Genomic DNA, 21308 nt, shown 5'->3' on the forward strand with positions numbered 1-21308 from the left:
CTTTTTGCTCACTAATTCGTTCATTCTACCGAGCCTTTTCAGATGATGGAAAGGACGGGGCAGAGAAGAGAATACGATCCTTATCGGAGAATTATCGCATTTCGGTCAGAAAGAGGGAAAAACGATGTACATGGAGTTGTATCAATATGTGTGACGCCGCGTATCACAAACGCGCTTATTGGCTATAGTGCGTCACATTGGCGGCATCTGCATTTTCTAAAACGAATACAGTTTATATGTGCCAACGCAGGGTAATCGTTTTTTATTTTTCTTTACAGCGATCGCGGTATGATTTTATTTGCTCATTACCATCAGGACAGGTAGCGTGCTATAGAATGACATGAATAAATTAAGTATTAAGGAACCAAGCAATGGCAAATGATGAAATAAAAAATAAATTGGTTTCCGTGCTCGCGTCACTACAATCTCAGGGGAATTCGCCGGAGCAGGCCGTCGAGCATATTCTTCAGGCATTAGGTGGACTTGCGGGAAATGTGTCTCGTTTCCCTTTTTTGACATCGACACTGATTGCTGATGTGCTTTATTCCGTGTATCAGGAGGCGATAACCGAGCAGCAGATTGCGGCGATTCTACATAAACTGTGCTACCCCGCCCGCGATATTGTCGTGGGTTTACATAGCACTTACCCCCTATTAGCGGCGCAATATATCGGCGAGATTTTGATGAATCCGGCAATTTATCCGACACTCGATCGCGACACATTACTCGATGCGCTGAATGCTGGCTTTTCCAAGACGGAAAGTGAACTGGCGGCCGATGCTCTTGGCGTTTAGCCCCTTGGCAAGGTCTTTACTTGAAACCTAACACAATGGTTTTTCACCGGAGAAGAACACGTTTATGAACATGGTCATCCGTCCCGCGCAACAATCCGATGCGCAGGTGATACTGGATCTTATTATTGAACTTGCCGACTATGAGAAGGCTCGCCACGAGGTGCTCGCTTCGCTTGAAAACATTGAGAACTCACTCTTTAGCGAAGGCGCAAGCGCGGAAACGTTAATTTGCGAAGTGGATGGTAAACCTATCGGCTATGCCATTTTCTTTATGAGTTATTCTACTTGGCTCGGGAAATATGGCCTCTATCTGGAAGATCTCTATATCGCGCAAGCATACCGTAAGGTTGGAGCGGGGAAAGCGCTATTGAAACAGGTCGCGCGGCTGGCGCAAGAAAGGCAGTGCGGGCGGCTGGAATGGAGTGTATTGGACTGGAACCAGCCCGCCATCGATTTTTATCAAAGCATTGGGGCCAAGCCGCAGGAGGAGTGGATTCGCTATCGTATGGATGAGAAGGGCATTGCTGATTTTGTCACGGCAGCGTAACGGTGTGGCTCCTGCCAGCCTGAAAGCAGCAGGAGCCTGCCAATTAACGTGTTGACGCTGCCAGCGTGGTGCCTGCCAGAATAAAGATCCCGCCCGTCGAGCGGTTAAACAGCTTGATGCGGCGTGGGTTGGAAAACAGCCCTGATAAACGGCGACCGGTGCAAGCATAGATAAACATGATACTGAAATCGCAGACCGCCCAGGTTACCGCCAGAATGATCAGTTGCAGAGCGTGCGGGGCGTTGGTATCGATAAAATTTGGGAAGAGCGCGGCGAAGAACAGCAGATCTTTCGGATTACTGATCCCAACCAGGAAACCTTTACGGAATAGCGGAAACCAGCCTGGAGCCGAGGTTTCCTGCACGTCCTGTTCCGCAATGCTCATATCCTTAGATCGCCATGACGCGATGCCCAACCAGATGAGATAAACCGCACCAATAATTTTTAATATCATGAAGGCGGTGGTTGACGCCGCGAGGATGGCCCCTAGCCCCAATGCTGAACAGGACATCAAAATCATTGCCGCGCTAACGCCGCCTAGTACGGTTGCTGTTGCGCGTGAAGCGCCGTAGCGTAAACCGTGCGACATGCTGATTAAGGCGGATGGGCCCGGAATGGCAATCAGGGCGATGATGATGCCTGTATAAGCCAGCCAGAGGTGAAGGCTCATGATTTCTCCTGCGTATAGTTCACTGTGAAAGCGTGATCGAGAGCGGTGATATGAAGCGGGATATATTCGCATACCTATCGCTATTTTCCAACGCACGATAGTAACAAAAAAGGCGCCGACAGCGCTCTTACACTTGCATTAAGATCCTATTGCTGAGGTCGGTGTGCGATAACGCGGTAAAATAAAAAATAAAGGGGCTTCTGACGCGTAAAAATGTATTTGTGAAGAATATAATTTTATCGTTATCACTACTTATAGTGTTTTCCCTGGCGCGGAGCATACGCGATAATTTAATGATTTTTCGCGGAAAGATAATTTAATGTGAAATTTGTCTTTTAACGCTAGCGTATAATTCCGTCTCTGTAACGGGGGCTATTCACCCTTGCGCAAATATATTCCATATGATAGACAAAGGCTTGTAATTAAATCCTGAAATATCGTGTTCTAAAAGTTATCGTGCTAATAATAATGAGGCTTTATTGTCATGAAGTTACAGATTACTGATTCACCGAATGCCGACGAAGAGGCGTTTGTCATCGCAAGCCTTTGGAAACATAATGCACAATACGATCCTGTTGATATTACCCCTCTTTTTTTAAATTTTCGCGACGATGAAAATCATATTATCGCCGGGCTGGTTTCACGAACCTGGTGGGGGGCATTAGAAGTACAGTACCTTTGGGTGAGTGAACCTTACCGTAATAATGGCTTAGGTCGCCAGCTTATGCAGGCTGCCGAGAGAGAAGCATTAAATAGAGGTTGTCATATGGCGTACGTGGACACGTTTGAATTCCAGGCCAAGGGGTTCTACGAAAAACTCGGATATCAGGAATATGGGAATCTTCCGGGGTATGCGCATAAGCATATCCGGATTTATCTAGCGAAATTAATTCGTTAAATAATACTATTGATTGAGGATAGTTGGATGAAATCCTCATGGGAGGAGATATGGATGATTATATTCGCAATCTTATTACCATGATGGCGTGTCTCAATGAACCCTGGGGAATTAAGGATTTGTCATCGCGTCATCTTTATATGAATAAAGCCGCTTATCTTTATACCAATACACCGATGCATTTTGATATTGAGGGGCGGCTCGACGATGAATTTCCGGCCAGTTGGGCGGAGCTTTCCGATGATTTAAAAGCACATGACCGATTGACAGAAAAGAGTGAACAGCGGGTTACCGTTATCGAAACGCACTATTGGTATGGCAGAAAAACGCTGGCGCCCTTTGTTAGTGAAAAAATCCCTATTTTTGATGAAAATAAGCGTTGTATTGGCACAATGTGGAACGCCAGGGCGTTAGATACGCGTTCACCCCTGATCTATATTAATCAAAAAAAACCAACGACCTTACGCACAGAGCTAAAGAACAGTATTTTTACGCAATCAGAGTTAGATATTATATTTCTTATCTTGCAGCGTTTTACCAATAAGGAGATAGCCAGAAAGATGAAATTATCCCCCAAAACTATCGAGAATAGAATATACAATATTTATCAGAAAGCAGAAGTACACTCATTCCCTCAATTTGAGGAATTTTGTCGCCACGTTGGAATAGATGGCTATATTCCCCATTCTCTCATCGAGAAAGGGATTCAATTTTTATAAGAGAATATATCGACATGGAAAAATTAGATGATTACCCCGTCAGCCGCGTTCCGCTGAATGTCAGGTTGCCTTTCTTCAACGTCGCATTGGTTCACATAGGCATGTTAACCGCGTTAGACCAGTTTATGTTAGGTGCGGTACTCGGCCATTCAATGACGCTCGGTCAGGCTTTTATCGCTATTTTTATTGGCAGCGCGATTTTTGGCGTGGTGACCGTGGGGTTGGGCTACGCAGGGATGAAAGAGGGGATGTCTGGCAGTTTGCTCGCCCGTTGGTGCGGCTTTGGCCGTATGGGGTCTGTCCTCATCGGGTTGGTTATCGCTATCAGTCTCATAGGTTGGTTTGGCGTTCAAAATGCTGTGTTTGCTAAGGCGCTTAATTTTGCAATGGCGGATAAACTCGGCTTTGGCTGGTCTGCCGCTTTATCCGGTATAGCATTAACATTATTGGTTGCCTTTGGTTTCAAAGCATTGCGTTTCACCGCCAAAATCGCCGTGCCGATGTTTATTCTGGTTATTGGTTATATTTCGGTTATGACGCTCTCCGGCCACAATATCGCACAGTTGCTGGCTTCAGCGCCAAATGGTGAGAGGCTTTCCATCAGCGCCGGTGCCACCATGGTTGTGGGCGGCTGCATCGTCGCCAGTTTAATTACCCCAGATATGACACGCTATTCTCAAAAAGGAAAACATGTATTCTGGATGACAATGCTGTCGATTATCGTGGGGGAATTTATCGTTAATGGCCTCGCTATTATTATCGCCCGGGCGCTCAACACCGCAGATGTTGTGACGATCATGTCCCAGGCGGCCGGTGGCATCGGGTTGATTGCCGTTATTTTTTCAACGTTGCGTGTAAACGATATTAACCTTTATTCCTCATCCTTGGGGATCGCCAACGCTATAGAAGGCGTCACGGGGAAAAAATTACGCTATGTATCGATCACATTAGTGATTGGCCTCATTGGCACGGCGTTATCTGTTGCTGGGATTCTGGATCGTTTTATTGATTTCCTGACATTATTGGGCGTGTTATTCCCGCCGATTATCGGGGTAATGCTGGTTGACTATTATATTTTACGCACGCACAAGACTCTGCTTGACACCAGCCGCGCCAACGGCGATTTACCTGACAGCACCCAAACGCCGCTGATTGGCTGGCCTGCGATTATTGCCAGCGTTATCGGCGCCAGCGTTGGGTTAGTCTTTACCTGGGGTGTTCCAGCATTTAATTCATTGCTGGCCGCCAGCCTATTTTATTGGGTAATAACGTATTACATTACACCTGTTTTAGGTAATTCCGGGGTAACAAAAATTTTAAATAGATTCTGAATGAATTCTTGCTGTCACAAATCGACCTCTTTCTATCGAGGTCGATTCTTTTTTTAAGAGAAGAAATGAACAGTGTTTTTTTCTGTGGTTATCTGTTGCGGTCTAAAATATGATAATTAGCGGCCATGATGGCCTTGGGAATGGGACGTATATTTTAACGAAAATATATTTTCGTGAAATAATAAGATTGATTAGGAATGGTCAGATAAGGAAAAGGATTTATGCTGAAAATAAAAACATGCCTTACGCCGCTAAATGGGCTTCTCATGTTAAGCAGCGTTTTACTCGTCAATACGGCATATGCCGCTGAAGATTGTGTTTTGGGCCAATGGCAGGTAAATCAAGCGATCACCGACATGCCCGCGGTAAAATATCAGACGGAACATTTCGCTTTTCGTTGGAATAATAATGATGTTAACCGCAATGATGCAATTGCCGCAGGGCAGAAGCTCGAACAAATTTGGGATAAGTTTATTAAACAAATTCAGTTTCCTGAACCTTACTGTACCCAAAAAGTAAAATATAAGGCCAATATTCACATTGATCCCACTTTTGGACTGAGTGGCGGGATTGCGGGAGGCGGCAGCATGGGAATGTGGATTGGCCCTGCCTCGCTCAAGGATCATTGGGGGTTGGCGCATGAGTTTACTCACGCGTTACAAGGGCAAACCGGCGGCTTTCAGAGTACCGGCGGAGAAAATTATGTTGGTTGGATTTGGGAATCCCACGCGAACTGGATGACGCATCAGTTGGATGAATTTCGCGGCACATCGGCACATTGTTCGGAAATGCTGGTTAACTATCCCCATCTCTATCTCGGGTCAACGCGTAACCGTTACTGCAACTGGCAGTTTATGGAATATTTGAAAGATCGCTTTGGTTATAGCGTCATCAATGATATGTGGTCAAAAGCGCCAAAAGCGGGAGAACGCGGCCAATCTACTGCCGATCCGCTGTCGGTGCTGCGTACCAATATGGGGTGGAGTCAGGCTGAATTTAATGACGTATTCGGCGACTGGGCGATGCACAATGTTAACTGGGATTATGTTGATCCAGACGGCTTCGATCGCGGTCGCTTCTATCGTTCAACCTACGGCGGCTATGGAGCCGTGCAACCTAACCAGAATAATGCTGACCGTCTGCTACGAACCACGACGCTTGAGCCTGTGGTCGGCGCCAGCCCGAATCTTCGCCGTTTCTCCGTGCCATTCGACCAGGCTCCACAGCAGCTGGGTTACAACATCGTGCGGCTAATTCCTGAAAATGGCGTGAGGAAAATTACGGTCAAATTTCGTGGCATAGTGCAGAGTAAACCGGCTATTACCCGTTTCCCTGGGTTGAAAAACGATCCGGCAGCCCTACCTCAGCCCCACTCCGACTGGCGCTGGGGGGTTGTCGCTATCGGTGCAGATGGCGTTTCTCGTTACAGCCAATTACAGCGTGGCGCATCTGCTACTGTGAAAAATTTCACAATCCGTCCGGACGATCGAGGCGTTTACATGGTAGTGATGGGCACGCCTTCGCAAATGCAGAAGATTAAGTGGGATCAAGCTTACTATTCTCTATATCGCTACCCGTGGATGGCTGATTTTACCGGCGTTTGGCCGGAAGGCAGTCAGCCTGGCGCTGAGAACCCTACCGCTAGCGGTTCCCGACATCCTAATGGCGGTGGTTGGGTAGCGAGTGCAGCGAATGTTGCCCCGACCGCTTATGTCGGGCCTTATGCGCGAGTGATTGGCGGTACGGTGAGGGATAATGCCAGGATAGAGGATCGTGCCACCGTTCTTAGTGGAACAGTGGAAGGGCGTGCCGTCGTTAGCGGTCTGACGGTATTACAAGGCGACACCGTGGTGCGCGATAATGCTCGGTTACATACGGTCTTCATGGGGCCGGGCGCCTTTGAACGCGGCATAGTGCTTTCCGGCAATGCGCAAATGCGCGGCGATGCGGAAATTCGTGGCGCTTCCGCTTCGCAGGGCGTGTTCTATGGGTTTATTGATGAAAATGAGGTTAAAAGCGGCGATGCTGGCGCTTACCTGACTGAGGCCGTACCGGAAGTAACGGCTATCCCGATCTACAGTACGAAATAGTACCTTAAGAAAATAAAAGGACCGGCGTGGCATTAGCTCCGTCGGTTCTTATCTTAGACAGCGCTTTGCCCTGGCGGTGTTAAATTTTCCGCCGATCGTTAACGCTTGTTAGATATCACTGCACCGTATTTACGCCCCCTATTTGTGCATCGCACGCATCCTAACGGTTAGCCGACTTACATTCTGATGTCTGTTTTTTTAAATAATCTTTATTTTTCATCATGATGAATTTTTAGCGCTAACGATAATTCAGTTGGCATGTTTCATGCTTATATCATTTTGTTCAAGTGACTTTACTGATGTTCAAACTACTTTAAGGAAGCATGCCATGACTCTGACTCGTTTTTCCTTATCCGCCTGTCTGACGCTGGTCTCCGCCAGCCTTTTTTGCTCCCCGGTATGGAGTGCCGATCTGCTTGCGAGAATCAAAGAAGCAAAGGAGATAACGGTAGCGACCGAAGCACGGTATGCCCCCTTTGAATATGTCGAAAACGGCAAAATCGTGGGCTATGACGTTGATCTGATGAATCACATCCTGGCGAAATCGTTGCCCGGCGTCACCGTGAAGCAGTTGGATCTCCCTTTTCAAGGCATCTTGCCAGGATTAGATGCGAAGAAATTCGATTTTGTCATCACCGCCGTTACGGTTAACCAACAGCGTATGGCGCATTTCAGTTTTACCGCCCCGGTGGCGGAGTCTACGGTTGCCTTACTTAAAAGGGCGGGCGACAGCACGATTAATACCCTTGACGATCTGAACGGCAAAATCGTGGGTTCACAAGCCGGATCGGGTCAATTGCAAATCTTGCAATCCTTTGATCGCGCGTTGAAGGCTAAAGGTAAGCCCGGAATTAAAGCGATTAAACAGTATGTGTCTTTTGATGAAGCTTATGCCGATCTGGCGTCTCAACGCCTCGATGGTGTAGCACAGTCGCTTGCTAACCTGGGGCCGCTGATTAAAGCGCGACCGGGTATTTTTTCCACCCTGCCGGACATGCTGGGTCCGCAGACATTCTTTGGTTGGGTCGGGCGTAAAGATGCCGACAGCGCCTCATTGGTGAAACTGATCAGCGACGGCATTATTGACGCCAATCGCGACGGCACGATGAAGTCACTACAGCAAAAATGGTTTGGTTTCACCATGGACGTTCCTGCAACAGATATGCCTAAGCCAGCCTTGTGAGTGAGCCATGACGGATTTCATCGCGAATTTTATCCTTTGGCTGCCCATGCTGACTCAGGGAGCGCTTACGACCTTTGCGCTCTGTCTGACGGCAATGGTCGCCGGTTTTCTGGTAGGAATTGGCGTCTGGCGTATGTCGACAAGCCCATTGCGGCTTTGTCGGCTGACGGCTCAGGGATGGGTCAGCCTGTTTCGCGGTACGCCGGTTCTGGCGCAGTTACTCCTTTGCTTCTATTTGCCGTCGCAGCTCGGTCTGGACATCCCCGGTTTTGTAGCCGCGGTATTAGCGTTAACGCTAAATACGGCCGCTTATCAATCACAAATTCTGAAAAGTGGTTTCTCCAGCATCTCGCCGGGGCAGCTTGAGGCCGCCGCTATTTGCGGGCTCAGTTCGCGGCAAATTTTATGGCGAATTCAGGTGCCGCAGGTCATTCGGATGACGCTGCCGTCGCTGATTTCCGAGCTGATTGATGTGATTAAAGCCTCGGCGGTGGTGTCAGTGATTGCCTTGACCGATTTGATGCGGGTTGGCCAGCAACTGGCATCCTCTACCTACCAGCCGTTACAAGTCTATCTGGCTGTCGCGCTGGTCTATTTACTGCTGACTAGCCTGCTCGCGCTGTTGGGACGCCAGACGGAACGCCACTGGCAGAGGGAACAACGATGACTGAATTCATGCAGTATCTGCCTGAATATATTCAGGCCCTGGGTGTCACCCTGTGGATAAGCCTGAGTGCCGCGTTCGCGGGCATGTTACTGGGGTTCGCCTTCAACGGGCTGTGCGGCAAATGTGGGTTAGCGTTTCGTCTATGGCGACTATACGTGTGGGTGATTCGCGGTACGCCATTCCTGGCGCAACTGGCCGTTATTTACTTTGGCCTACCGTCTATCGGCATCATGTTGAGCGCGGTTGAGGCCACTGTGCTATCGCTGATGCTGTATAGCGCCGCTTATTTTAGTGAGATCTTCCGCGCCGCGTGGAACAGCATCCCGCCGGGACAGCGCGAGGCGGCATTAGCCAACAACATTTCTTCGGTTTGCTGTTTCTGGCATATCCAGACCCCGCAGGCCATCCGTTTTGCCCTGCCGCTGTTAGGTAACCAGTTCATTCTGACCATTAAAGAGAGCGCCATCGCGTCAATTATTACCGTACCGGAATTGACCATGACGACCAGCCAGATTGTGGCCAACACCTACAGCTATGTCTTGCCTTATACCCTACTGATCGTCAGCTACTGGCTGCTGGCACAAGGGGTCAGCCTAAGCGTAAGAACGCTGAGTCATATATTACGAACCGGAGAATAACGTGATCGATACTTCTATACCGGTGCTCGAAATGCGCCATGTGGGTAAGTCATTCGCAAACCAGGTAGTGCTGAATGACATCAATTTACGCGTCGATTATGGCGAGATCGTCACGCTAATCGGCCCGTCCGGCTCAGGAAAAACCACGGCGCTACGTTGTATGAATTTTCTGGAGGCCTACGACAAAGGCGATGTGCTAATTAAAGGGCAACTGCTCGGCTATTCGGGGAGGCAAAGAGGCCCTGCGCATGTTGATAGCGCCAGCCTCATCGCCGAAGTACGTCGACCGCTCGCAATGGTGTTTCAGCAGTTCAATCTGTGGCCGCATATGACCGTACTGGACAATGTTGCCGCTCCGCTGGTTTTGGGTAAAAAGCTGTCGCGTCAAATGGCGAAAGCGGCGGCGATATCTGCGTTGGGGCGAGTGGGTATGGCGCAAAAGGCCGATGATTGGCCTGCACGGCTTTCTGGTGGGCAGCAACAGCGCGTGGGCATTGCGCGTGCTCTGGCGCTGAACCCGGAGCTATTACTACTGGATGAACCTACCTCGGCGCTCGATCCTGAGCGTGTTGAAGAGGTGCTAGATGTAATCCGTGTGCTGGCCGAGCAGGGGATGACCATGGTGATGGTCACGCATGAAATGGCCTTTGCCGCCCACATTTCTTCGCGTCTGGTATTCATGGCTGACGGTAACATTATCGAAAGCGGTACACCGAGACAGATATTTACGCAGCCGCAAAGCGAGCGGCTAAAACGCTTCATTGCCCCGTTGTTTCGTCGGCCGCTACAGCCCGAAGAGTTGGAGAAATTATCATGATGGAGATGGGCTTACGGGTCTCTCAGCAGGTGGATGAAGGCTGGATTAACCAGCGGTTGGCGCAACTGGCGGAGTTTGGCCAGTTAGCGAATGGCGGCGTAGATCGGCAGGCACTGAGCGGTGAGGAACTCGATGCGCGAGCCTGGCTTATCGGTCTCGCCAGAGAGCTTGGTTGTGACGTTTACCGGGACGCGGCCGCAAATTTATTCTTTCGCCGACCGGGACGACTGGAGGTCTCCCCGGTAACCACCGGCAGCCATATCGATACGCAACCCTCCGGCGGCAACTATGACGGTTGCTACGGCGTGATTGCAGGGTTGGCCTGCCTGAAAGCGCTAAATGATGCGCAGGTTGTTACCGCACGTCCTGTCGAAGTTGTCATTTGGACTAACGAAGAGGGCAGTCGTTTTGCGCCTGGCGCCATGGGATCCAGCGCCTTCGTCTATCCTGAACGCCTGTCCGAGTATCTTAATACTGTAGGCGTGGATGATATTTCATTTCGTGATGCGCTGGATCAGCATCAAACGCGTTTTGCGGCGATTCCTTTTCGTCCAGATCGTGAAATGGATTGTTTTATCGAATTGCACATTGAACAAGGGCCCGTGCTGGAGAGCCGCGATTTATCGCTGGCCATCGTCAGCGGCATTCAGGGGGTGCGCTGGTATCAGGTGACTTGTCACGGCGTATCAGCGCATTCGGGAACGACGCCGATGATGCAACGACGAGATGCCATGACGCTGGCTCGTCAACAGCTTAACCGTATTGAGCAAGCGATGGACGATGCGGCGGATGACGCCTTAAGATTGACGTTTGGTCGTTGGCAGGTCACACCGAATGCGATCAACACGATTCCCTCAAATGTGCGCTTTACCCTTGATTTTCGCCATCCCTCGACGGAAAAGCTGGCACAACTCGACGCGGTAATGGCGTCGTTGGCTAGTGATTGCGTCACTGTCGAATTATTACTCAATAAGGCGCCCGTCACTTTTGATGCGCGCCTCAACCAGGTCCTGGAGAATACGGCCAATACCTTGGATATACCGCACATGACGCTATTGTCAGGTGCATTTCACGATGCCATGTATCTGTCCGAACACTGTCCGACCAGCATGCTTTTTGTCCCTAGCCACAACGGCATTAGCCATAATCCGGCTGAATATACCGATCCTCGCTCACTGGCGTCCGGCGCTCGTGCGTTGGCCTGCGCACTCACTGAGCTATCCCACTCAATCGAAGGAGTTAAATGATGACCACAACGACACACTATCCATCCTGCTGTGAGAAAGACAATGGCGATGCGCTAGGACGCAATCCAACGGCTACATCACCCATTTCGGCCGACGGCGTTCCCATTCTCAATGAGCTATATACGATTCCGCCGCGTTGCGGACGTGCCGTTAAACTAAAAAAAGGGCAGGTGATTAAGATCATCAACACCCCAGGCAGTCAGGTTTGCGATACCTGGTTTTTCAATAGCGAGGATCTCAGCGAGTTTTCTTCCATGGAGCATACGCGCGCCTTCATCGACAAGATTATCCCGCAGCCGGGTGATGTGCTGGTGACCAACCAGCGCCGTGCGATCGCGACATTACTGACCGATACGTCGCCCGGCGTACACGATACGTTGATCGCGGCGTGCGATCTTTATCGTTACACCAACATGGGGATCACGGAATACCACGATAGCTGTGCCGACAATATGCGTATGGCGCTGAATGCGATTGGTTTGCGTGCGCGTGAAGTGCCACAACCGCTTAATTTATGGATGAATACGCCGGTAAATCCTGATTATTCTATTTCCTGGTTGCCCGCTGTCAGCAAAGCGGGTGATTATGTAGAAATTCGCGCCGAGCTGGACTGCGTGGCGGTGATGTCTGCCTGCCCACAAGACATCGTCCCTATCAACGGCTGCTCGCCAAAAGAAATTCAATTTATCGTAATGGAATAACTTATCCTGTCTGGCCTGCATGATGCAGGCCATTGGCAAAACTCAAGAAGTCGAGATATGAAAAAGAACGCCGACCCGAAATCTACCAGCACGCCGTTGGGAATGCGGCTACGCCATGCACGTCTAGTACATGAAATGACGCTCAAACAACTTGCGCAAAAAGTGGCGTGCTCAGAGAGCCTGTTATCCAAATTGGAAAACGATGCAGCATCGCCGTCGTTGGCGATGCTGCATCGTTTGGCGAAAGCGTTGGAAACCAGCATTGCCGACCTGATGGCCGATGACTGGGCCGCTGAGCAGCCAGTACTAAAACCAGAACAACGAAACCGTAAGCGATTTTTGCAGCGCAGTAAAAAGGGGGGGATTGAGCTGGAAAATCTGACCCAGCCTCATAAAGGCGGATTATTGCAAGGCAATATTCATATTATTGAGCCTGGCGTCGCTAGCGATGGGTTGATTGAACATCATGGTGAAGAGATGGGCTATGTGCTCGAAGGTAAGCTGGAATTACGTCTGGGAGATGATGTCTGGACGTTGGAACAGGGCGATTCATTCTATTTCTCGAGCCAGATCCCCCATGGCTATCGTAATAGTGGCGATGTCGTCGTCAAGGTGCTGTGGGTTAATACCCCGGTCACATTCTAATTCTTGCTGTTCTCTTTATTGAACGCGCCGATGGCCTTTTCCACGCTTCAATCGGGCGTGTGAAACAGCTGGTTTTCCAAGCCAGACATTAAATGCGGGCGCGTAATGCCACGAGTGTTACGTTCAATGCGTTGCATGAATATTTTCCCTGTCAGAGTCTTCCCTCTGGCTCTTCTCTGATATCACATGCCTCGTGTCTAACGGGTTATCATGCGGAGACTAAATTGGGCGAAAAGTGGCAGTAATTCCTGACAGTTTTGGTCCGATCGTAGGTCAAACTTGTAAGCCAATATGCCGTCATGGCTTTTTTGGCTTCATCCCGGCGTTGTCTGGCATCAGTCAAAGAAACAGCAGGATAGACGCCGATGGAAAACACCTTCTATTCCCCTTCAAAGCGATAGCCTAACTGCCCGTATTTGGAACCGTTGGGATGTACCAGTAGGTAGAGGCCGAACCCGTCAGTAAGCTTAACCACCTTTTCTGACGGCTTGGCATTTTTTACTTTCGTATCAGTCAGTGACACGACGGCACCCTCCGATTACTGGTAAAAACGAAATCGAACCCGCTTTACCCGTATTTTTACCAGCAAAAGGGTATGGCTTCGCGTGTTTTAAGGTGGACGAGGGTGAACCTAAAGAAGGGGGTAACCAATTGATTAAAAGCAAAAAAGCAGACGTCAGTGAACGTCTGCTTTCTTTAAATTGGCTCCTCTGACTGGGATCGCCTTTGCCATTAACTGGCTAATAAATAAGCTAAATCAGAAATTCCTTTCTGTCAAGACCACCAGAGTGACCACCATTTGATTGAATGTCGAATGCGGTCTAATCATCTTAAAAAATAAGCCTTTGATTTATATATTGTAAATCAAGACAAACGATGGTGTTGTTTTATAAGTGATTGATAAATAATAATTTGTTAATTTTAAGACGAAGCATAAGGTAAGTACTTTACTAAACGAGCATTTTATTGACAGAAACTATTTGAAATAATGTTGCCCACCAGAAACAACAGAAGTTCTCTGTATAACACGAGATCCCCGCCAGATGAACAGCTATTGTTTTTAATTGCATGTTTTTTAAATGATTTTCTCGTCATGTAACATCCTCAGGTGCGATCATAAAGTTTGGTCTAAATGATTTTCTTGAGTAGAATAAGAGGAACTATTCTTGTCAACTTTATGTCATTGAATAACAAATCTAATAATAATAATTAGTTAGATTGTGTATGTGACGAATGGATACTAAATTGATTGCAATAGATTTCTTTTGTGGATGTGGGGGAGCTAGCGAAGGGCTACGTCAGGCCGGTTTTGACGTTGTTCTTGGCATTGATGTAGATCAGCAGGCCTCAGAAACATACAAAGCTAACTTCCCTGATGCTGATTTCATCTTCGATGATATCAGAAATGTAACTGTTGAAAGGGTTGCGAACTCTATAGCATTCAAAAGTGCAGATGGTTTGCTTTTAAGTGCCTGCGCCCCTTGCCAACCTTTCTCACAGCAAAACAAATATAAAAACAAAGATGATGAAAGGATTTGCCTCCTAGACGAAACTCACCGCTTCGTTTCAAGACTCTTACCAGAATATATTTTATTAGAAAATGTTCCTGGTATACAGAAAATTGATGGTAGTAAAGAAAGTCCTTTCACAAGATTTATTTCTTTGCTTGATAAGCTAAACTACCACTATGTGTATTTTGTGGCAAATGCTGAAAAATATGGCGTGCCGCAAAGAAGAAAACGGTTTGTTCTTCTGGCTAGTTTGCTAGGACCAATATCAATACCAGAGCCAACTCATGATATAGAAAATTCACCTGTAAAAACAGTTAGAGAATTTATTGGTGAATATCCAAAACTTGCATCGGGAGAAGTCGATAAAAATGATGAACTACATCGTTCGGCGATCCTAACTGAGTTGAATTTAGAGAGAATAAAAAATACCCCAGAAGGAGGGGATCGCAGGGACTGGCCGACCAATTTAATCAACACTTGTCACAAAGATTATACTGGCCATACAGATACCTATGGCAGAATGTCATGGGATAAACCTGCTCCGACTTTGACAACAAAGTGCAATAGTTATTCGAATGGACGTTTTGGTCACCCAGATATAACACAAAATCGAGCTATAAGTATTAGAGAAGCGTCTCGACTACAAACATTTCCAAAAAAATATATATTTAAAGGTTCTTTTAATTCGATGGCGAAACAAATTGGAAATGCTGTCCCTTGTGAGTTAGCTCGACAATTTGGTCTGCACTTCATTGAGCATAATGAGGCTTCAAAGAGAGATAACCATGGCAAATTTTAAGACAAGAGCTAGAACCTTAGACTTATTAGGCCGACAACAGATTGCGGGCATCCCTACGGCCATAAATGAGCTATTAAAAAATGCTCATGATGCTTATGCTGATCATGTTGATATAGATTATTTTCGTAGGAAAAGCCTTTTTATTATCAGAGATGATGGCGTAGGTATGTCAAGAACTGACTTTGAAAATAGATGGCTTACATTAGGTACTGAGTCGAAAGTTCAACATACAAACGCATCCCTTCCCCCAGTAGATGAATCTAAAAAATTTAGACATCAGATGGGGGAGAAAGGTATAGGTCGCCTCGCTATAGCCTCAATAGGTAAACAGGTATTAATAATAACTAAGGCTAAAAACACGAATGAGATAACGGCTGCATTTATTAATTGGCAAATATTTGAACTTCCTGGGTTAAATTTAGATGATATCGTTGTTCCGACCAAAACATTTCAACAAATTCCAGATGTCGATCAAGTAAACTCTATGAAGTCTGAGTTACTAGATTCAGTTGATATTTTATTCAGCAAAGATTCTTTAAGTGAAGAAAAATACTTAGAAATAAAAGAAACCATAACATCTTTTTCTATTTGCCCAAAAACGCTGAGTAAAAAATTAATTCGATTTAGCACCTTTGGTAGTAATGATTCAGGAGGTACGATCTTTATCATTTCTCCCGTTGATGAAATTCTGAATTCAGATATCGATGGTGATGGTAATGATAAAGAGGCTACAAAAATAGAAAAAATGTTGATGGGTTTTCATAATACAATGACGATATCTCATCCTGAACCTTTGTTAGATATCGTATTCAGAGATTATAGAAGTAATGATGATACTTATATTGATCTTATTGACAAAGAGCACTTTTTCACTAGTGAGGATTTTGAACAAGCAGATCATCATTTTCATGGTTTTTTTGACGAATACGGGCAGTTTAAAGGTAACATAAGAATTTATCATGATAAAAACTTTGAACATATAGTCAATTGGACTGGAAATAACCTAAATCTAACCAGTTGTGGTCCTTTTGAAATAAACCTTGCTTATGTTCAGGGGGATAGAAGGCATTCAATAATGGCTAATGAAGATTATGCCCGAGTTACATCCAAATCTGATAAGTTCGGTGGTTTATATATTTATAAAGATAATATTAGAATTTTACCTTATGGTGATTCTGATTATGATTATCTTGAAATTGAAAAAAGACGATCTAAACATGCTGGTTCTGCTTTCTTTTCGTATAGGAGAATGTTTGGAGTTATAAGTCTTTCGCAAAACGAAAATTTTAGATTAAAAGAAAAGGCTGGGCGTGAAGGGTTTATTGAAGATCAGGCATACAAGCATCTGAGAGATATTCTTAAAAACTTCTTTATCCAACTGGCGGCTGATTTTTTCCGAGATGATGTAAAAGCGGGCCCAAAAGCAGAAATTTGGGCAACAAAAAGAAATGAATTACTTTCTTCTCACAAAGCATTAGAGAAACGAGAAAAGCAAGCTAAGCTAAAAAAAGCTAAATTTGAATCTGCTCTTGGCTATTTCTTTGAGCATCATTCAAATGGACTAATTGAACAAGATGTAAATAATATTCTGACAGAAAGTGAACATAAGTTTCACAGTGTATACTCAATTAAAGATCCTGACATAGCCAGTCAGAAAATAATTGATGTTGAATCCCAGACTAGAGAAGAGATTAATGCATATAAGCGCTCTATTATTGTCCCAACTCCTAGAGGGTTTTTAATTAGAGGAGAGCTGAAAGAAGATTATAATACATATCTAACGACCTTGCAGGAGTTAGAGGGTACATGTTTTCAGCCAGCTATCGAAAAAATTGATCAATTAGTTGATAAAGCAATTAATGATTATCAAATAAAAATAAGCAAACGTAAGCGTTTAGAACAGGCGGTTGATTTTATTTCTGTCGAAGCAAGGAAAGTCAATGCTGAAAAAAGAAAAAGCACAGAACAAGTTGTTCTGGATATAAACAAAAGAGTTAAAGAGTTAACATCAGATTTAATGATTGATTTAGATAACCAAATCCGCATTGTAAAAGACAAATTTAAACACATATCTATAGAAAGTGAATCTGATATTGATTTAGTTGCTAAACGAAATGAATTAGCAGCAGAAATTACCAATGTCAGCGAAAGAAATACAAATATTTTAGATACTATCATCAGACAACTTGAGGGTGTTTATTGGGAGAAAGATGAAGATAATAATTATATAACCAGTGAACTAATAACCGAAGTGCTTGGTGAAGAAGTTGATGCTTTGAGAGAAAAAATTCATGCTGATGTTGAGTTGAGTCAGCTTGGTTTAGCTGTGAGTATCATTCATCATGAATTTAATAGTACTGTTAGATCGATAAGAACTAGTCTTAAAGATTTAAAGGCTTGGAGCGATGTCAATGAAGATCTTGAAGGTGTCTATAAAAATATTAAGATTAACTTCGAGCATTTAGATGGTTATCTCAATCTCTTTACCCCATTAAATAGAAGATTACAGAGGAAAAGAGAAGAAATTAAACTTCTTGAAATTAAATCATTCTTAATCGATTTGTTTAAAAATAGAATGGATAGGCATAATATTTCTTTCAAACATACGAAGGGATATTCAAAGGGTAAACTTTATGGTTTCCGCTCATCCTTTTATCCAGTTTTCGTAAACGTAATCGATAATGCAATTTATTGGCTAAATGAAAGTAATAGTAGCGACAAAACTATAAGATTACACGCCGATGATAACGGCAATGTCTATATATCTAATAATGGACCAATCGTTGATTATCGTGATAAAGACAGAATATTTAGCCTAGGTTTTTCAAGAAAATATAATGGTCGGGGAATGGGGTTGCATATCAGCAATGAAGTTCTGGAGTCGATAGGTTATAAATTGACGTTAGATGAGCCAAGAGAGGGTTCAACTGTTACATTTAAAATTTCCATGGTGGAAAAATAAAATGAAAACATTCAATGAATTTTCAACAGCAGTTACAGATCATTTTATTCAGAATATTATCTTCATTGATGATAAAGCATATAATAGCAATGGCCCAAAAGATCAGCATGAATTTGATGCACAAGAAGTCACAAAAATATTTTCTAAGAAGGGAAAAATTTGTGCTGTCTATAAACCTCAGCTAGTTAGCGATCTTGAATACTTAACTTCAATTGCGAACAAGTCTGATGTAACAATACTTGATTGGCAGATAGTGCTTGATGAGGAACCAGCAGAAAATGATTCACAAAATGATGAAGAAGATGCTGAGGAGGATGATGTAAGAGGCGTGTACACGAAGAAAATTATCACATCTCTTCTTGGTGATATTGATAATCAACACTGTATAAAATTGATCCTAATTTATACTGGTGAGGTCGATCTCTCTAACATTGCATCAGAAATTAATGCGGCACTTAATGAAAAAAACATTTCTGGTTTCAGCATTAATCAAGATGATCCATGCACTGTTATGTCTAATAATTGTAAAATCATGGTCATATCAAAAGCAAATGGAGGAGTCGGTCGAGCTCAACATTTACCACAATTGGCCAATAAAACAAAGAGTTATGAAGAATTACCTGATTTCATATCATTACAATTTACGGAAATGACAAGTGGGTTACTTTCCAATTTCGCAATGGAATCTCTTGCTGAAATTAGAAGGAACTTTCATCATATTTTGACTCTCTTTTCTAAGGAGTTAGACGCAGCTTATTTAGCACATCAAACTTTGTTACCTAACTCTTTTGATGCAAATGAACTGTTAGTCCAGCTGCTGAGCGATACCTTTTCATCCATTATTAGATATAGAAGCCTAAATCAATTTTTGAATGAAGAAAAAGTCAAGTTATGGCTTGAACAAAATATTGAAGATGGAGTAAAGCCATTCTATAAGGACGATGGTACTCCAGACAATGTTTTTTACCAAAGAAATGCGGACATATTATTGAGATTATTGCAGTCTGATTCCGATGTTAATAATAAATTTTCTAGTTCTTTAATCAGCAGCGATGGGCAACAACTATCAACAAAAAAAATCGGTATTCTAATAAAAAAATATGCCACAACCTTGTTTGCGGAATTTGATAAGACAGAAGAAATTAATAAAAATTTTGCAAAGTTATGCTACCATAGAAGTGCAATTTTTTCGCCTCACCATCTTCCATTTTTATCACTGGGTACGGTTGTTAAAAGCACTCTCGATAATGGGTGTTATTATATTTGCATTCAACAAAGATGTGATTCTGTAAGAATTCAAGAGGGAGAGAAGCGTCGCTTTCTTTTTATTTCATTAGACGAGGTTAATGATGGTGGGTTTAACTTTTTAACCCCTAGTGGTATTAAACTTAAAATTGATAAGTCTACATATTCTCTACGAACAGTTAAGTTCTCGGGAACTAATGGTTTCGCTCTTGCAACAAGATGTGAAATTGATAACAAAAAATATTTTGAACCATCTTATTACTCCAATGAAAAAGAACATTCCGAGAGGTTTGAGTTTATCATTGAGCTGAAAGAACTTTACGCTCAGCGCATAGTTGAGGAATATAGTTCGAGTCTATCTCGTGTAGGTCTTGATGAACCCGAATGGGTACGGCGGTTGAACTAGATATTTATGCCATAAATGTATTTTCTTAGATGTTATATGACAGTTTCCAGGGTGCAATAAAAGGGAACTGTCAGTATTATTTTTATATATTATGGTTGTTGGCAAAAAATATGTTTCTGGTAAAAGGTAATTAAGTAACCTTCTTGTCCAATCCATAGTTTTAATTATGATTATCATCAAGTGGTCATATGCGAAACAGTATCTAATATAACCTACATTGCCGTTAATAAATTTTATTTTCTCTTTGCAGGTTTCTTTTGTTTTCTAGTGTGATTGGAAGAGTTAGATAGAAGTCAAAAAATAAAAACATTGCCCGTATTATCTTAACGAAAAAATGACTACTTACCTTTAATCCTGATTAATATAAGGTCAATCTTTATCTTCAGTCTTTCCCATTATTGCACTGATAAATGCTGCGTGCGGTTGCAAATTTAATTCTGATGATATTAAATCAGCCATACGATCAATCAATCCATCATGAGTCGGGTTTTTGAATGGAAAAATGTCGGCATCTACGAAAAATTTTCCAGCAGCTATACGCTGAATGTTAGCCATATCGACCGCTTCGATATCTTTACTTAAAATCCTTAATTTCTCTGCGTCAGGTATATCTACAACATCAATGTATCCATCAGGTAATCCAAGTGCTCTGGTTACATCATCCCAATTATATCCTAAGGAAGTTTTTCCTTCGATTGTAAAAGCTTGGGCTGGGCAAGACGCGAATGGGAAGGCTTCTTGGCATTTAAGTAATAAAGTTGCTAATTTCATCAGTTGCTCTGAACAACATTCACGAATATCTCTCCCTTTCAGTTCGGGGGGGATTTTTTGTGAGTGGCCAACAAAACGATATGTACATAAACCATTTGGCAAAAACCCGCCAATATAAGATACAGGACCCTCTTTTTGCGTTAAATTTCTTAATTCTACAAAAAAACGCATACTCAAATCAGATTTCATTTCTGATTGTTGAAGGCCATACCACGTTGAAAACCCGTCTACACCTGACATAGCCTTTTGGAGGACAAACGTCACACTACGGCTAGCAGAAAGAAAAGCATTGAGTACAAACTGGAATTCTAAACCATCTAAGGTTATTGAACGTTTGAAGAAATATTCTGCTTCCATAAGTTTTTCAACAGGATGACGTAAACTCGTGAAAATATGTGCCATTTCGTATCTCTGCAATCTGAAGGTAATAATAAGATTGTGCTATATGAATATTTTATCATAACTCATTACAAAAACAGAGTTTGCATTATTACTTAGTAAGTAATCGAAACTCAAGTTCACCACTGCAAAGTAAGGGGCGCTACACCCGGCTATATAGGGGCAAGTTTCTCTCCTGTGCACTTTCCGTTCTCCGTATCTGCTTCCGGTTAATCGTTTCCCAACACAACCCATCCTGCAAGGGTAAATGGCACGCATGCTGCGCCCT

18 protein-coding genes and 1 pseudogene are annotated in these 21308 nt (G+C 44.2%); 16 read left to right on the forward strand and 3 right to left on the reverse strand.

Features of this window, described 5'->3' with window-relative positions:
* Window positions 1–371 precede the first annotated feature (371 nt).
* Window positions 372–794, forward strand: a complete 423-nt coding sequence (locus tag RFN81_RS02845; protein WP_264497697.1) for a hypothetical protein — start codon at window positions 372–374, stop codon at window positions 792–794.
* Window positions 795–858: 64 nt separating this feature from the next.
* Window positions 859–1341: a GNAT family N-acetyltransferase gene (locus RFN81_RS02850; protein ID WP_264497698.1), complete on the forward strand. Its 483-nt coding sequence runs from the start codon at window positions 859–861 to the stop codon at window positions 1339–1341.
* A gap of 43 nt (window positions 1342–1384) precedes the next feature.
* On the opposite strand, the gene RFN81_RS02855 is transcribed toward RFN81_RS02850, so the two are convergent.
* Window positions 1385–2011, reverse strand: a complete 627-nt coding sequence (locus RFN81_RS02855; RefSeq protein WP_264497699.1) for a LysE family translocator — start codon at window positions 2009–2011, stop codon at window positions 1385–1387.
* A gap of 484 nt (window positions 2012–2495) precedes the next feature.
* Here RFN81_RS02855 and RFN81_RS02860 point away from each other — a divergent pair, with 484 nt between their 5' ends.
* From RFN81_RS02860 to RFN81_RS02910, 11 genes are all read left to right on the forward strand, one after another.
* Complete coding sequence (locus RFN81_RS02860; protein ID WP_264497700.1) at window positions 2496–2909, forward strand: GNAT family N-acetyltransferase; 414 nt, start codon at window positions 2496–2498, stop codon at window positions 2907–2909.
* Between the two features lie 50 nt (window positions 2910–2959).
* Entirely contained in the window at window positions 2960–3628 is a 669-nt protein-coding gene (locus RFN81_RS02865) for a helix-turn-helix transcriptional regulator (protein ID WP_264497701.1), read from the forward strand.
* 14 nt (window positions 3629–3642) lie between these two features.
* Window positions 3643–4959 carry a purine-cytosine permease family protein gene (locus tag RFN81_RS02870; protein WP_264497702.1) on the forward strand — a complete coding sequence of 439 codons (1317 nt, stop codon included), beginning with the start codon at window positions 3643–3645 and terminating at the stop codon, window positions 4957–4959.
* Between the two features lie 221 nt (window positions 4960–5180).
* Window positions 5181–7049: an Svx/AvrXca family virulence/avirulence protein gene (locus RFN81_RS02875; protein ID WP_264497703.1), complete on the forward strand. Its 1869-nt coding sequence runs from the start codon at window positions 5181–5183 to the stop codon at window positions 7047–7049.
* 328 nt (window positions 7050–7377) lie between these two features.
* Window positions 7378–8232 carry a transporter substrate-binding domain-containing protein gene (locus tag RFN81_RS02880; protein WP_264497704.1) on the forward strand — a complete coding sequence of 285 codons (855 nt, stop codon included), beginning with the start codon at window positions 7378–7380 and terminating at the stop codon, window positions 8230–8232.
* Between the two features lie 7 nt (window positions 8233–8239).
* Window positions 8240–8899: an amino acid ABC transporter permease gene (locus tag RFN81_RS02885; protein ID WP_264497705.1), complete on the forward strand. Its 660-nt coding sequence runs from the start codon at window positions 8240–8242 to the stop codon at window positions 8897–8899.
* On the forward strand, window positions 8896–9537 hold the full coding sequence (locus RFN81_RS02890; RefSeq protein ID WP_264497706.1) for an amino acid ABC transporter permease: 642 nt from the start codon (window positions 8896–8898) through the stop codon (window positions 9535–9537). Before RFN81_RS02885 ends, RFN81_RS02890 begins: the two co-directional genes overlap by 4 nt.
* 31 nt (window positions 9538–9568) lie before the next feature.
* Window positions 9569–10354 (forward strand): amino acid ABC transporter ATP-binding protein, encoded by a 786-nt coding sequence (locus RFN81_RS02895; protein WP_378929283.1) that lies wholly within the window; start codon window positions 9569–9571, stop codon window positions 10352–10354.
* Entirely contained in the window at window positions 10351–11601 is a 1251-nt protein-coding gene (locus tag RFN81_RS02900) for a M20 family metallo-hydrolase (protein WP_319800189.1), read from the forward strand. Before RFN81_RS02895 ends, RFN81_RS02900 begins: the two co-directional genes overlap by 4 nt.
* Window positions 11598–12302 (forward strand): DUF1989 domain-containing protein, encoded by a 705-nt coding sequence (locus RFN81_RS02905; protein WP_378929001.1) that lies wholly within the window; start codon window positions 11598–11600, stop codon window positions 12300–12302. The genes RFN81_RS02900 and RFN81_RS02905 overlap by 4 nt, the downstream gene beginning before the upstream one ends.
* A 57-nt stretch (window positions 12303–12359) precedes the next feature.
* Entirely contained in the window at window positions 12360–12947 is a 588-nt protein-coding gene (locus RFN81_RS02910) for a cupin domain-containing protein (RefSeq protein WP_264497707.1), read from the forward strand.
* Between the two features lie 298 nt (window positions 12948–13245).
* On the opposite strand, the pseudogene RFN81_RS02915 reads toward RFN81_RS02910, so the two are convergent.
* A pseudogene (locus tag RFN81_RS02915) lies at window positions 13246–13470 on the reverse strand (Arm DNA-binding domain-containing protein); the annotation flags it as partial.
* 722 nt (window positions 13471–14192) lie between these two features.
* Between RFN81_RS02915 and RFN81_RS02920 the strand changes: the two are divergent.
* From RFN81_RS02920 to RFN81_RS02930, 3 genes are read left to right on the forward strand one after another with little or no spacing between them, the layout of a single operon-like run.
* Window positions 14193–15257: a DNA cytosine methyltransferase gene (locus tag RFN81_RS02920; protein ID WP_085661443.1), complete on the forward strand. Its 1065-nt coding sequence runs from the start codon at window positions 14193–14195 to the stop codon at window positions 15255–15257.
* The gene (locus tag RFN81_RS02925; RefSeq protein ID WP_264497708.1) at window positions 15244–18219 is read left to right on the forward strand and encodes an ATP-binding protein; all 2976 of its coding nucleotides are present in this window, start codon (window positions 15244–15246) and stop codon (window positions 18217–18219) included. The genes RFN81_RS02920 and RFN81_RS02925 overlap by 14 nt, the downstream gene beginning before the upstream one ends.
* 1 nt (window position 18220) lies before the next feature.
* Window positions 18221–19870 carry a response regulator receiver domain gene (locus RFN81_RS02930; protein ID WP_264497709.1) on the forward strand — a complete coding sequence of 550 codons (1650 nt, stop codon included), beginning with the start codon at window positions 18221–18223 and terminating at the stop codon, window positions 19868–19870.
* A 369-nt stretch (window positions 19871–20239) separates the two neighbouring features.
* Here RFN81_RS02930 and RFN81_RS02935 read toward each other — a convergent pair whose 3' ends face one another.
* The gene (locus tag RFN81_RS02935) at window positions 20240–21043 is read right to left on the reverse strand and encodes a hypothetical protein (protein WP_264497710.1); all 804 of its coding nucleotides are present in this window, start codon (window positions 21041–21043) and stop codon (window positions 20240–20242) included.
* Window positions 21044–21308: the final 265 nt, after the last annotated feature.

Origin of the sequence: Pectobacterium cacticida, assembly GCF_036885195.1 — a bacterium.
GTDB lineage: Bacteria > Pseudomonadota > Gammaproteobacteria > Enterobacterales > Enterobacteriaceae > Pectobacterium > Pectobacterium cacticida.